The sequence below is a fragment of the Aquimarina megaterium XH134 genome (assembly GCF_000520975.1).
Taxonomy (GTDB): domain Bacteria; phylum Bacteroidota; class Bacteroidia; order Flavobacteriales; family Flavobacteriaceae; genus Aquimarina; species Aquimarina megaterium.
In genome coordinates this window covers 21,618-34,701 of record NZ_JACB01000061.1, presented here as the reverse complement: position 1 = coordinate 34,701, position 13,084 = coordinate 21,618, and the positions used below count along the sequence as shown (strand labels likewise).

The window sequence follows — 13,084 nt, the reverse complement described above, 5'->3', positions numbered from 1 at the left end:
CCTTTAAACTTTTAGATTTTATATTTAAAATTTGATATTTATTTTGACACAACCATACGTAAACATAAACATAGAAAATCAGGTAGGAATTATTGAATTTTTTCATCCTGCGCATAACTCCTTACCGGGAGATATTTTGACTAAGCTTGCTCAAACTATTACTGATGCGGGTACTAATGATGATATCAAGGTAATTATATTAAAAAGTGGAAAAGACAGAACGTTTTGTGCTGGAGCCAGCTTTAAAGAGTTGATCAATATTAATGATGCCGAAACCGGAAAAGTATTTTTCTCTGGTTTTGCCAATGTAATCAATGCGATGCGTAAATGCCCAAAATTTATTATTGGGCGAGTACAAGGAAAAACTGTTGGAGGAGGAGTTGGATTAGCTTCTGCAACCGATTATTGTATGGCAACAAAATATGCATCCATAAAATTAAGTGAACTTAATGTAGGTATAGGACCATTTGTAGTAGGACCTGCAGTAGAACGTAAAATAGGATTGTCCGCAATGACGCAGATCGCAATTGATGCAAATTCGTTTTATGATGCAGAGTGGGCTAGAGATAAAGGGTTGTTTACCAAAGTTTTTGAAGATGTAGAAACATTAGATGCTGAAGTAAAAGCTTTTGCAGAACATTTATGTACATACAATCCAGAGGCAATGAAGGATATGAAACAAGCATTTTGGAAAGGAACAGAAGATTGGGATACGCTTTTGGCAGATAGAGCTGTAATTAGCGGAAGATTGGTACTTAGTGATTTTACAAAAGAAACCTTGAAAAAATTTAAATAAAATAGTAATTACTGCACTGAGTTTGCCAAAGTGTAATCAAAATTTATAGACCTCACAGGTTTTTAAAACCTGTGAGGTCTAAGAAAGTAAGAATTTAAATAGATTAATGATTTACAGCTTTAAAGGATATATACCTGTAGTACACGAAAGTAGTTTTGTACATCCACTGGCGGCAGTGACCGGTAATGTGATCATTGGTAAAAACTGTTATATCGGTCCAGGAGCGGCGATACGTGGAGATTGGGGAGAGATTATCCTTGAAGATGGAGTTAATGTGCAAGAAAATTGTACGGTACATATGTTTCCTGGTAAATCTATTGTGCTCAAAGAAAGTTCGCATGTAGGACACGGAGCGGTGATTCATGGTGCAAATTTGGGACGTAATTGTTTAATTGGAATGAATACTGTGATTATGGATGATGCAGAGATCGGAGATGAATGTATCGTGGGGGCAATGTCTTTTGTGAAAGCAAATACAGTTTTTTCAAAACGAAGTTTGATTGTTGGTAATCCGGCAAAGGTAATTAAAGAGGTAAGTGATGAAATGATAGCCTGGAAAACAAAGGGCACACAGTTATATCAACAATTGCCAGCAGATTGTTATGAGTCACTAAAAGAAGTAGAGCCTCTAAGAGAAGTTCCGGAGGATAGAGGAAGGCAGGAAGCATTTTATAAAACGCTAGAGGAGTTTAAGCGAAAATAGATCATTACGAATGTAGCATTGAGTTGCCGCACTAAGCTTGTCGAGGTGTTGCCGAAATGTAACATAAACGAATAAAATTAATATAAATAAACTAACAAACATTTGTTAACCAAGATGTCGACAGTAGAATTAAAAATGCCCAAAATGGGCGAAAGTATATCAGAGGCTACCATTCTTAACTGGTTAAAGAATGTAGGTGATACGGTAGAAGAGGATGAAACAATTTTAGAAGTAGCTACAGATAAAGTAGATTCTGAAGTGCCTTCTCCTTGTAATGGAGTGATTACAGAAATACGATATCAGCCTAATGATGTAGTAGAGATAGGGCAGGTAATTGCTGTTATCAATGCCGATGCAGTATCTGGGTCATCTCATCAAAAATCGGAAGAGACAGAAACTACTATTGAAAGATCACAAAAAAAACCAGAACCATCTGTTCAAATAGAATCAAAAACAACAAGTAATTCTGATTTTAAAAATCTAAACCTAGGCGAAAATGACGGTTTTTTATCTCCTTTGATCATTAGCATTGCTCAAAAAGAAAATATCACTATAGAAGAACTGCAAAGTATTGCAGGTACAGGAGTAGATGGTCGTATACGCAAAAGTGATGTGATGCAATACCTGAAAAACAGGAAATACCCACTGCCTAGCAGGCCACAACCGCAATCACCAAAATCGACTTATAATGCACCTCCGATCTCATTTATAGAAGGCAAAGATCGTATTGTAGAAATGGACCGTATGCGCAAAATGATTGCAGATCATATGGTGTACTCTAAACATACTTCGCCCCATGTAACCAGCTATATCGAAGTTGATGTAACCAATATTGTGAATTGGAGAAATGAAGTAAAGGTGAAGTTTCAGGAAAAACACGGAGAAAAATTAACATTCACTCCAATTTTTGTAGAAGCGGTTGCTAAGGCAATTCAGGAATATCCAATGATTAATGTTTCTGTAGATGACAAGAAGATTGTGGTACATAACGATATTAATGTTGGTATGGCAACTGCATTGCCTAATGGTAACTTAATCGTTCCGGTGGTTAAAAATGCAGATGAAAAAAACCTACTTGGATTGGCTAAACGTGTAAATCATTTGGCGAATAGTGCAAGAAGCAATGCCTTGAAACCAGATGAAATACAAGGAAGTACTTTTACCATTTCTAATGTAGGAACCTTTGGTAGTTTGATGGGAACACCAATTATTAATCAACCCGAAGTTGCTATTCTGGCTTTAGGAATTATAAAGAAAAGACCAGAGGTGATTACTACAGAAAAAGGAGACGAAATCGCAATTAGAAGTATGATGTATTTATCATTGTCTTTTGATCATAGAGTAGTAGACGGGTTTTTAGGAGGGTCATTTTTACGTAAAGTAGGTGATGAACTGGAAGCTTTTGATATAAATAGAGAAATATAATAATCAATACATGCACAAGGGATAGAAGCAAGCTACCATGTAGCGCGAATAGCCCGACCCCGAGAGATACGATTCGGGGATGTGCCCAAAACAAATACTAATGGAGCAGCAAATCAAAATTACAACAACCTCGGATTCAAAATTAAAGGATATTGATTTTGATAATATTCCTTTGGGTAAAGCCTTTACCGATCATATGTTTATCTGTGATTATGAAAATGGAGCGTGGCAAAACCCGCGTATCGAACCATTAGAATTTATTCCTACACATCCTGCAGCGATGGCTTTGCATTATGGACAGGCAATTTTTGAAGGAATGAAAGCTACAGTAGGAAAGGATAATACTCCGTTGTTGTTTAGACCAGAAGAAAATGCAAAACGATTTAATCATAGTGCTGCAAGAATGGGAATGCCTTCTGTACCCGAAGAACTTTTTGTAGAAGCAGTAAAGCAGATTGTAGGCATAGAGTACGGGTGGATACCACCACAAGAAGGAAGTGCATTGTATTTACGACCATTTATGTACGCAGATGAACCTTTTATTGGGATGCGTGCAGCAACAAGTTATAAGTTTATTGTGATCTGCTCTCCTGCCGGACCGTTCTTTACCAAAAAAATAAGATTGTATGCTGAAACCGAATATATAAGGGCTGCAGACGGAGGAACGGGTGAAGCAAAAGCGGCAGGTAATTATGCTGCTGCGATCCTACCTACCGAAAAAGCCAAAGCCAAAGGCTATGATCAGGTATTGTGGTTAGATGCTAATGAGCACAAGTATATTCAGGAAGTAGGAACTATGAATATCTTTTTTAAGGTAGATGGTAAGTTTATTACTCCGAGGACCAATGGATCGATTTTAAAAGGAATTACTCGTGATAGTGTAATCACTTTGCTAAAAGATAAAGGTTTTGAAGTAGAGGAACGCCCAATTACGATTGATGAGGTTATTGAGTTTTCGAAAGAAGGAAAATTAGAAGAGGCTTTTGGAACCGGAACAGCAGTTGCTATTGCCATGATAGAAGCTATTGGGTATAATGAAGAATTAATCACTTTACCCGATACAAACCCTGTAAGCCAGGATATGAAAAATACTCTGGATGAGATCAAAGCTCAGAAAAGAGAAGATAAGCATGGTTGGATTATACCTGTGTCTATTAAAGAGAAAGTAAAATAATTAGAATGTTATTTAAGGAAGAATTTTGGTTGTTTCAGTGTTTAACGATAGTTAAAAAATATTGAGAGCAAGTGAAATTAAAAATCGTAAGTCGTACATCAAAAATTGATTTAAAATGTTAGCTGAAAAAACAATAGCAAAAGAAGTATTAGAAAAAGCATTCATGACGCTCTGTACGGCTAAGTCGATGACAGAGTTGTACGAAGAAAACTTTAAGATTGTTTCTAAATATGTACATGCTACCTCGAGAGGACATGAAGCAATCCAAATAGCTACAGCAATGCAGCTATTACCTCAGGATTATGCGTTTCCCTATTACAGAGATGATTCGATGTTGCTGGGGATAGGAATGCGCCCGTATGATTTGATGTTGCAGTTACTAGCAAAAAAGGAGGATCCATTTTCGGGAGGTAGAACCTATTACTCGCACCCCAGTTTACGAGATGAAGATAAACCAAAAATCCCGCACCAATCATCAGCAACAGGAATGCAGGCCATACCTTCTACGGGAGTAGCATTAGGAATGCAATACAAAGAATTGGTTGGTTTGGATGACAAATCATTAAAAGATAAACCTCTGGTAGTATGTTCTCTTGGAGATGCATCGGTAACAGAGGGAGAGATTGCAGAAGCTTTTCAGATGGCTGCCTTAAAGCAATTACCGATTTTGTATTTGGTACAGGATAACGGATGGGATATTTCTGCAAATGAAGAGGAAACCCGTGCACAAAATGCTTTTGAATATGCAGCAGGATTTAATGGATTAGAAGCTATTTCTATCGATGGGGCTAATTTTACAGAAAGTTACCTGGCGATACAAGAAGTAATCAAAACTATAAGAGAAGAAAGAAGACCAATTCTGGTGCATGCCAAAGTACCTTTACTAAATCATCATACTTCGGGAGTGCGAATGGAATGGTATCGTGATGATCTTGAAGAAGCTCGTTCTCGTGATCCATATCCTGTATTGAGAAACCAATTGCTTTCATCTGGTTTTACCGAAGATGAAGTACTGGCTATAGAAGCAGAAGCAAAAGCAGTAGTGGCCAAAGATTTGGAAGAAGCCATGAAAGCTGAAGATCCAAAACCAGAAGACTTATTTACTCATGATTTTGCTCCTACACCAATTACAGAAGAGAAAGGAGAACGATCCCCTGCTGATAAAGAAGAAGTAGTGATGGTAGATTGTGCTTTGTTTGCTGTAGAAGAATTAATGAAGAAGCATAAAGAATGTTTGTTATATGGACAAGATGTAGGGGGAAGACTAGGAGGAGTATTTAGAGAAGCAGCTACATTAGCTCAAAAATTTGGAGACGAACGTGTGTTTAATACTCCTATCCAGGAAGCTTTTATTGTTGGTTCTACTGTTGGAATGTCTGCTGTTGGTTTAAAGCCTATTGTAGAAGTACAGTTTGCCGATTATATCTGGCCAGGGCTAAATCAATTATTTACAGAAGTAAGCAGGTCATGTTACCTATCTAATGGAAAATGGCCGGTATCGATGATTCTACGAGTTCCGATTGGAGCTTATGGTAGTGGAGGACCATACCATTCTTCCTCTGTTGAATCTGTAGTAACTAATATTCGCGGAATCAAGATTGCATATCCAAGTACCGGAGCAGATCTTAAAGGGTTGATGAAAGCTGCATACCATGATCCAAATCCTGTAGTAATCTTAGAGCACAAAGGCTTGTATTGGTCAAAGGTAAAAGGAACCGATGCTGCCAGGACCATAGAGCCATCAGAGGATTATATATTACCTTTTGGTAAAGCTAATGTTGTACAACGTATATGGCCACAGGATCAAAAAGAAACCATGACGATTATAACCTACGGTATGGGAGTACATTGGGCGCTTAATGCCACAAAAGACATGAAAGATGTAGTTGAGGTTATTGATTTACGTACATTGTATCCTCTGGATGAAGAAACCATTATGGAATCGGTAAAGAAAACAAAGAAATGTCTTGTAGTTACCGAAGAACCTACCAATAATTCTTTTGCAAGAGCATTATCGGGTAAAATCCAGGAAGAGTGTTTTAGATCTCTGGATGCTCCTGTAATGACTATTGGATCAGAGAATATGCCAGCCATTCCTTTGAACAGCACTTTGGAACAAACCATGATTCCTTCTACCGAAAAGGTAAAAGCTAAGATAATGGAATTATTAGCATATTGATTTGTTCAAATAGGTTAGGTTAAAAATGAAAAACCTGAATTTAATTTAGAATCCAGGTTTTTCATTTTTTTTTTATTTCTATTATTTAGAAACTCTATATGGTTTTAGTTCTTCAAAGAAGATATCATCATTAGGAACATCAAAATCCATACTTTTAACATTTAAGTTATTATCGGTATTAAATTTTACGGTTCCAAAACTAAACCAGGCATGTTTCTTATCCCAAACAATTTCCCAAACGTCATGATGCCAGTGTCGTAGTGTAGCAGATAAATCTGGAGTATGTTCAAATTTCATGCGTAACAGGTCTTTTTCTAACGAGATTTTAATTTTTCCGTAGATATCAGACATATAATCTCCTGCTATTTTAGTTGGTGCGACAGAAGGTTTGGTGTTTAGCTCTCTTTTTTCTTTTCTTTTAGAGATTCGAGTATCTTTTTTGCCATTATTATTTGCCTTTTTCAATAGTTTGGCAGACCAATCGATAGATGCTGTACCTAGAAATTGATCTAAAGCATAATAAGTTGCAACTCTAATTGGACTTTTCATACCATTGGTAAGTACTACAACCCCTAGATTTTCATCTGGAATTAAAGTAACTGCCGTAATCATCCCATCAAACCCTCCTGTATGAGCAACGCTAAGTCTTCCTTGATAATCACTTAATCCCCATCCTAATCCATAGCCACTAAAATGTTTATTGAAATCATTTTTTGAAGTGTGATCTACTCTATAATTGTTATGAGGTGTCCAGATCATATTTCTGGTGTTTTTGGTAAGTAATGTATCTTTATCGATACGACCATGGTTTAGATTAAAGATCATCCATTTAGAAACATCTTTAACACTAGAAATAAGCCCACCCATAGCTCCTATTTCTTCCCAATCTACCCAGTCGATAGGGATATTTTTATCATTTTCACGACCATGCGGGGTGGCATAATTCTTTTTTGTATCCAGTTTTTTATATGATGTTATGGTTCTATCCATTCCCAGAGGATCTAGAATTCGTTCTTTTACATTTTCTCCCCAACTTTTCCCCGTTACTTTTTTTATAATTTCTCCTGCAGTAATGTACATTACATTAGAGTACCCAAATCCAGATCTGAAATCATGAGTTTTAGGAAGATGTTTAATTCTTTTTATAATTTCTTCTGATGTTAAGTTTGCTTTATACCAGATCACATCACCACTGAATGTGCCAAGTCCAACACGATGACTTAATATATCTCTAATAGTAACTTGATTACTTACCCATGGATCGTAAAGCGCAAAATATGGTAGATGTTTTTTTACTTTATCATCCCAATTAAGCTTTCCTTCCTGAACCAGCATTCCAATAATAGTAGCCGTAAACGCTTTAGAGTTAGATGCAATGGCATACAGCGTATTTTCATCTGGTTTTTCGTCTTTTCCTTTTTCTTTTACTCCGTAATTACCACTGAAAATCAGTTTTCCATCTTTAACAATTCCAATAGAAACACTAGGTATATCCCAGTCTTTTGCCATTTTTGCATAGTATTCATCTAACTTTTTAAGATCAACTGTAGTGCCTGTTTGACTTAATATATTCGTTGTAGAAATCAGTAATACTGTAAATAACAGCAATAGTTTTTTCATGATATTAATTTTAGATAGTGTTTTGTGTGTTTCGAAAGGTAAATATAATTTATTTAAGATGATAAGAATGCTATATCTCCTTCAAAAGAGGATCAACTATACAATCGATTTTGTCTAACTAATAATTATAGTTAGGTATATGGGATGCTATTTTTTTAACAATTTTCTGAATGCTTCAGCATTTCCATGAAATAGATCATAATCGACATCGCCTCTGATTCCTTTTAAGTTTTTAAGATCTGTACGTTGCCAGATAATCCAGCCTTCACTTTTCCAGGTGTTGGGAACTTTTGGAGTTTTTTTGGTATACTCTGCAATCCACAATTTATATTTGGCAAAATCGGGATGGTCAAGGTATTTAACACCAAAATAAAAATTAGAATAGATAATTGGGGTTACTCCCCATTCTTTTTCTACTGTTTGTAACCAGAGTAAGGTGTTTTTTTGATATTCTTTTTTGGTTACGTGGGCTTGAATCCCTAATTCTTCTAGATCTAAAACAGGAGGTAAATCTCCCGGTTCTAATGTACCTACTGCAGCTATAAAATTTTGAGCTTGCTTTGTAGGATCGTAACCAGTTTCATAAAAATGATATGCACCCCGGTAGATGCACTTACTTTTTGCAGCTGCTCTGTTTGTTTTAAACATTGGATCTTTAAAATCATCACCTTCTGAAGCTTTGATATACACAAAATTAACACCGTCTTTCTTAATATCATCCCATTTAATATCTCCTTGAAAATGAGAGACATCCATCCCTAAGATAGAAGGGTCTGTTTCGAGTCTTTGATTTTCTGAACTACACAAATTGTTTTTGTCTGTTGCGCAAGAAAACAGTACTAACGATAGTACAAAAAGTTGAGTGGTAATTTTTTTCATGAATTCTATTGGTTAAGTCTTAAGAATATTTAATTGTTTAATTTTTAGGTTAATGTGGATCATGAGTTAGATCTTTGCCAAGTTTTTTTAAATTTTCGTCTTGAGCTTCTTCAATTTTACTTAATCCAGAAAAATGAAAGAACTTCTTAAGTAAGAAACTCATGAGATAAAAATATAATAGTGGCAGAATAAGAAAAAGAACAATGAGGTTACTAATCATGTTTATGATAAGTTTCATCAATTCTTTTTTACCTTCTTTTAAGATTTGAAAAGCTTCAGAAAACCCTTCTTCTGCGTCAATACTAACATCTTCGACTTTGTCAACAACTGCATCTTCAACTTTTTTAAAAATGCCTATACCTTTACGACCTTTTTCTTTGGCTTTCTCTAATTGCCTGTTTTTTCGAGCTTCTTGTTTTGATTTGATGTGCTTTTTCTTTGCTTCATATTTGTTTTTAATAGATGAAAGATGTTTATGTAACGAAGAACCAAGACTTAATTCCATTGTGTCAGATACATAGTGTATTCCATTAACATATAAAGAAAGTCCCGGGTTTATAAGCAATGCTATAATAAGCAGTTTTAAAGCTGTTTTTTTATATTTTTCGAAGAATATACCAATAAGAAAAATTAAAGGAAGTACTTTAAACAGTAACGATTTACCCATATTCACTAATATGGTTTGAACCGCGATTACAATATTTGCAAAGGTTAAGTAATTGATGGCTCGTGTAAAAATATCAGAAAGCTCTGTGGCCAGCCCACCAACTAAAAGGATACCAGAATTGTCAATACCTGCAGTGATACTTTTTAACTCCATGGCAACGCCAAGACCCAGCATCATATCTCCATTTATATTAGATAAAAAATTAATAGCTGGTGCTACTAATATGTTACTAAATCCCAGAACAATAATAATCAAAGAGATGATAATAACCCAGATTTTATCATTTTTAATAAGATTGGATAGTGTTTGGTTAATATCCATAGCAGTAGTAAAGTTGGTTCGTTTTTGTGTAATTTAAAGGTAGAGAATTTTTGAAGTAAATTATATAGGTATTTATACGTAATTATTTTATAAACTGCACCAGGTTTTTGGGCAAAATCATACGCAACGTGGTCTTATAATTTACGATGGTTTTGATATGAATAAAATTAAGTTTTTAGGCATTTAAATGAAAAGTTAATAAATATAGTGTCTATGTTTTTTGAAATAGGCACTCTTTATAAAGAATGTTTAAGAATTAATTATATATCACCAATATGAGAATTAGTACAATTTTTACTATGCTATTAAGTGTAGTTCTGTTATCATCTTGTTCATTTAAAAAACAAGAAGATATTCCTTCTGATCCAATTGAGGCCAAAGTGTCTGCACTATTATCTGGTATGACTTTGGAAGAAAAAATTGGTCAAATGACTCAAATTACAATCACTGCTCTTGAAAAAGAAGGGAATCCAGGAATACTTGATAAAAATAAACTAAAAAAAGCTATTCATAAATATAAGATAGGTTCAATACTTAATACTCCTAATCCAGGAGCTCCAACACCAAAGAGATGGAATGCAATTTTGAACGAAATTCTAGCAGAAACTAATCAAACCGATAAAAAAATTCCGATAATTTATGGAATAGATGCTATTCATGGTGCAAGTTATACTAATGGAGCAGTTTTATTTCCTCAACAAATAGGCCTAGCTGCAACATGGGATGCTGAACTAGTAGAGAAATGCACTGCTATTTCTGCTTATGAGACCAGAGCATCTTCAATACCCTGGGTCTTTTCTCCCGATCTTGATCTACCCCGAAATCCAGCCTGGTCAAGACTTTGGGAATCTTTTGGAGAAGATACCTATCTATCCTCCCAAATGGCGGTTGCTATGGTGAAGGGGTTTCAGGGGAATGACATTGGTAATTCTGATAAAGTAGCAACTTGTATTAAGCATTATATAGGATATGGTAGTCCAACTACAGGAAAAGATAGAACTCCAAGCATTATACCAGAGCGAGTTTTAAGGCAATATGATTTACCTATATATGAGAAAAGTATAAGTGCTGGTGCCAAGAGTGTAATGGTGAGTTCTGGAGAAATTAATGGTACTCCGGTTCATGCCAGTAAAAAAATGATAACTGATATTTTAAAGGGTGAATTAGGATTTAAAGGTTTTGTTGTAACCGATTGGAAAGATATAATTTACTTGCATACGCGCCATAAGGTCGCTTCTACAATGCGTGAAGCAGTTAAAAAATCTGTAATGGCAGGTATAGATATGAGTATGGTTCCCGAGGATTATTCATTTTTTGAAGAGCTATTCTCTTTAGTAAGTGATGGTGAGATACCTATGTCTAGAATTGACGATGCTGTACGTAGAATCCTGAGAGTGAAGTTTGAACTAGACTTATTTAGAACACCAGTTACTGACCCCGAGGATTATCCTAATTTTGGTTCCCCTTCTTCGATAGCAATGTCGTATATCGCAGCATCTGAGTCTATTACTTTACTAAAAAATACAGATAAAATACTTCCTATCTCTAAAGAGAGTAAAGTGTTGATAACTGGCCCTACTGCCAATAGCATGAAGTACCTTAATGGCGGATGGTCATATACTTGGCAAGGAGAAAAAAGTGATGAATATGCAAATGATAAGCTTACTATTTTAGAAGCATTTAAAAATAAAATAGGAGAGCAAAATGTAATATATACGCCTGGTGTATCTATTTTTGAAGAAGTCGATATCGCCAAATCTGTTTCACTTGCCAGTAATGTAGATTACATTGTTTTATGTCTGGGGGAGCATAATTATACAGAAACTCCGGGAGATATTAATGATTTGATAATCACAGAACCTCAGATCAAATTGGCTCAGGAATTAGCTAAACTAAATAAGCCGGTTATACTAATCCTAAATGAAGGAAGACCAAGAATCATAAATCAGTTTGAAAATGATATGGATGCCGTTTTACAATGTTATCTTCCGGGAAATGAAGGAGCACGTGCTTTGATAGATATTGTTTACGGCGATATAAACCCAAGTGGAAAATTGCCTTACAATTATCCCAGATATACAAATTCTCTACAAAAATATAATAGAAAGTATACTGAAAGTTTAGGGGATGAAGAGCAAAATGATGATGCAAATTATCAAAAGAGTTATAATCCACAATATGAGTTTGGTTATGGGTTATCATACACAACTTTTAGCTATAAAAATTTGAAACTAGATAAGATATTTATTAATAAAGAAGATGTTATTCAAATAACTGTAGATGTTCAAAATACCGGAGTAAGAACCGGAAAAGAAGTGGTGCAGCTCTATCTTAGAGATATGTTTGCTAGTATTACACCAGAAGTAAAAAAACTAAAAAGATTTAAAAAAATAGAACTTCAACCAGGAGAAATCAAAACAGTTTCATTTACAATTGGGGTTGACGATTTAAAATTTGTAAATGACAATAATCAATGGGTTACAGAAAGCGGAGAATTCGAAATAATGATCGGATCACTTTCTAAAAAAATTGTACTTGAAAAAGAGTTATAGGTATTTTTGATTATATTTATTTTTATTAATTTAATGTTAGGTCAATTGTCAAAACGTTAAAAATATACCCTATTCTTTTGGGAATTCATAAATGCTTAAAACTATTTTAAATGCAATCCGTTAAAACTAAAGATACTACATTGTGGACAAAAGTTAAATTAGGGGATTTAGATGCTTTTAATCAACTATATGATAAATATATAGATGCACTTTATGAATTTGGTATTCAATATACGAACGATACAGACTATGTTAAAGACTGTATTCATGATCTATTTTTGGATATTTATAAATATCGTAAAAAACTTTCTGATGTAGATAATGTAAAATATTATCTTTTTAAATCTTTGAAAAGAAAGATCAATAGAAAATTTAAATCAAAACTTACTCTATTTTCAACAGAAGAGAAAAAAAATGAAATTAAATCAGAATACAAATCCATAGAAGAAACGATTATTCAATCAGAAAATTCTTCAGAAATTGAGGCTAAACTTTCTGTTGCTTTAACATCTCTTTCTAGTAGACAGCGAAAAGGATTGTCCTTAAAGTTTGAAGAAAAAAAGTCTTATGAAGAAATTGCAGCGATCATGGGTATTTCTATAGAATCAGTACGTACACTTATCTACAGGGCAGTAAAAAAATTGCGAAATAAAATATAAGTTAAATAAAAATTAAAAAAACAATAATTTTTTTGTCTATGTTTTTTGATTTTTATCCTTTAATAGTATGGTGAGGTGCTGAATTTGTTATTTCATCTCTAAATTTTGC

At 34.5% G+C, this 13,084-nt stretch carries 10 protein-coding genes; 7 read left to right on the top strand and 3 right to left on the bottom strand.

Annotation, left to right across the window (positions count from 1 at the left end; genetic code table 11):
* Positions 1-43: 43 nt before the first annotated feature.
* The 5 genes from Z053_RS0124830 to Z053_RS0124810 all read left to right on the top strand — a co-directional run bounded on the left by Z053_RS0124830 (position 44) and on the right by Z053_RS0124810 (position 6,277).
* Positions 44-796 carry an enoyl-CoA hydratase/isomerase family protein gene (locus Z053_RS0124830; RefSeq protein WP_025667665.1) on the top strand — a complete coding sequence of 251 codons (753 nt, stop codon included), beginning with the start codon at positions 44-46 and terminating at the stop codon, positions 794-796.
* A gap of 106 nt (positions 797-902) precedes the next feature.
* Positions 903-1,499 carry an acyltransferase gene (locus tag Z053_RS0124825; RefSeq protein WP_025667664.1) on the top strand — a complete coding sequence of 199 codons (597 nt, stop codon included), beginning with the start codon at positions 903-905 and terminating at the stop codon, positions 1,497-1,499.
* 144 nt (positions 1,500-1,643) lie between these two features.
* Complete coding sequence (locus Z053_RS0124820; RefSeq protein WP_231389137.1) at positions 1,644-2,924, top strand: dihydrolipoamide acetyltransferase family protein; 1,281 nt, start codon at positions 1,644-1,646, stop codon at positions 2,922-2,924.
* A 100-nt stretch (positions 2,925-3,024) separates the two neighbouring features.
* Positions 3,025-4,098, top strand: a complete 1,074-nt coding sequence (locus Z053_RS0124815; RefSeq protein ID WP_025667662.1) for a branched-chain amino acid aminotransferase — start codon at positions 3,025-3,027, stop codon at positions 4,096-4,098.
* Between the two features lie 115 nt (positions 4,099-4,213).
* Positions 4,214-6,277, top strand: a complete 2,064-nt coding sequence (locus Z053_RS0124810; RefSeq protein ID WP_035096775.1) for an alpha-ketoacid dehydrogenase subunit alpha/beta — start codon at positions 4,214-4,216, stop codon at positions 6,275-6,277.
* Between the two features lie 81 nt (positions 6,278-6,358).
* Here the strand turns inward: Z053_RS0124810 and Z053_RS0124805 are convergent, their stop codons facing one another.
* The 3 genes from Z053_RS0124805 to Z053_RS0124795 all read right to left on the bottom strand — a co-directional run bounded on the left by Z053_RS0124805 (position 6,359) and on the right by Z053_RS0124795 (position 9,764).
* Positions 6,359-7,897 carry a serine hydrolase gene (locus Z053_RS0124805; RefSeq protein WP_025667660.1) on the bottom strand — a complete coding sequence of 513 codons (1,539 nt, stop codon included), beginning with the start codon at positions 7,895-7,897 and terminating at the stop codon, positions 6,359-6,361.
* Between the two features lie 147 nt (positions 7,898-8,044).
* The gene (locus Z053_RS0124800) at positions 8,045-8,776 is read right to left on the bottom strand and encodes a glycoside hydrolase family 25 protein (protein WP_025667659.1); all 732 of its coding nucleotides are present in this window, start codon (positions 8,774-8,776) and stop codon (positions 8,045-8,047) included.
* Positions 8,777-8,825: 49 nt separating this feature from the next.
* Positions 8,826-9,764, bottom strand: coding sequence for a hypothetical protein (locus Z053_RS0124795; protein WP_025667657.1), 939 nt, complete (start codon positions 9,762-9,764; stop codon positions 8,826-8,828).
* 275 nt (positions 9,765-10,039) lie between these two features.
* Here Z053_RS0124795 and Z053_RS0124790 point away from each other — a divergent pair, with 275 nt between their 5' ends.
* Positions 10,040-12,316: a glycoside hydrolase family 3 N-terminal domain-containing protein gene (locus tag Z053_RS0124790; protein WP_035096773.1), complete on the top strand. Its 2,277-nt coding sequence runs from the start codon at positions 10,040-10,042 to the stop codon at positions 12,314-12,316.
* A 110-nt stretch (positions 12,317-12,426) separates the two neighbouring features.
* Positions 12,427-12,975: an RNA polymerase sigma factor gene (locus Z053_RS0124785; protein WP_025667655.1), complete on the top strand. Its 549-nt coding sequence runs from the start codon at positions 12,427-12,429 to the stop codon at positions 12,973-12,975.
* Positions 12,976-13,084: the final 109 nt, after the last annotated feature.

What these genes read in the sequence shown, in the direction of transcription:
- Z053_RS0124825 (WP_025667664.1), top strand. Translation starts at nt 903, where the DNA reads ATGATTTACAGCTTTAAAGGATATATACCTGTAGTACACGAAAGTAGT.
- Z053_RS0124820 (WP_231389137.1), top strand. Translation starts at nt 1,644, where the DNA reads ATGGGCGAAAGTATATCAGAGGCTACCATTCTTAACTGGTTAAAGAAT.
- Z053_RS0124815 (WP_025667662.1), top strand. Translation starts at nt 3,025, where the DNA reads ATGGAGCAGCAAATCAAAATTACAACAACCTCGGATTCAAAATTAAAG.
- Z053_RS0124810 (WP_035096775.1), top strand. Translation starts at nt 4,214, where the DNA reads ATGTTAGCTGAAAAAACAATAGCAAAAGAAGTATTAGAAAAAGCATTC.
- Z053_RS0124805 (WP_025667660.1), bottom strand. Translation starts at nt 7,897, where the DNA reads ATGAAAAAACTATTGCTGTTATTTACAGTATTACTGATTTCTACAACG.
- Z053_RS0124800 (WP_025667659.1), bottom strand. Translation starts at nt 8,776, where the DNA reads ATGAAAAAAATTACCACTCAACTTTTTGTACTATCGTTAGTACTGTTT.
- Z053_RS0124795 (WP_025667657.1), bottom strand. Translation starts at nt 9,764, where the DNA reads ATGGATATTAACCAAACACTATCCAATCTTATTAAAAATGATAAAATC.
- Z053_RS0124790 (WP_035096773.1), top strand. Translation starts at nt 10,040, where the DNA reads ATGAGAATTAGTACAATTTTTACTATGCTATTAAGTGTAGTTCTGTTA.
- Z053_RS0124785 (WP_025667655.1), top strand. Translation starts at nt 12,427, where the DNA reads ATGCAATCCGTTAAAACTAAAGATACTACATTGTGGACAAAAGTTAAA.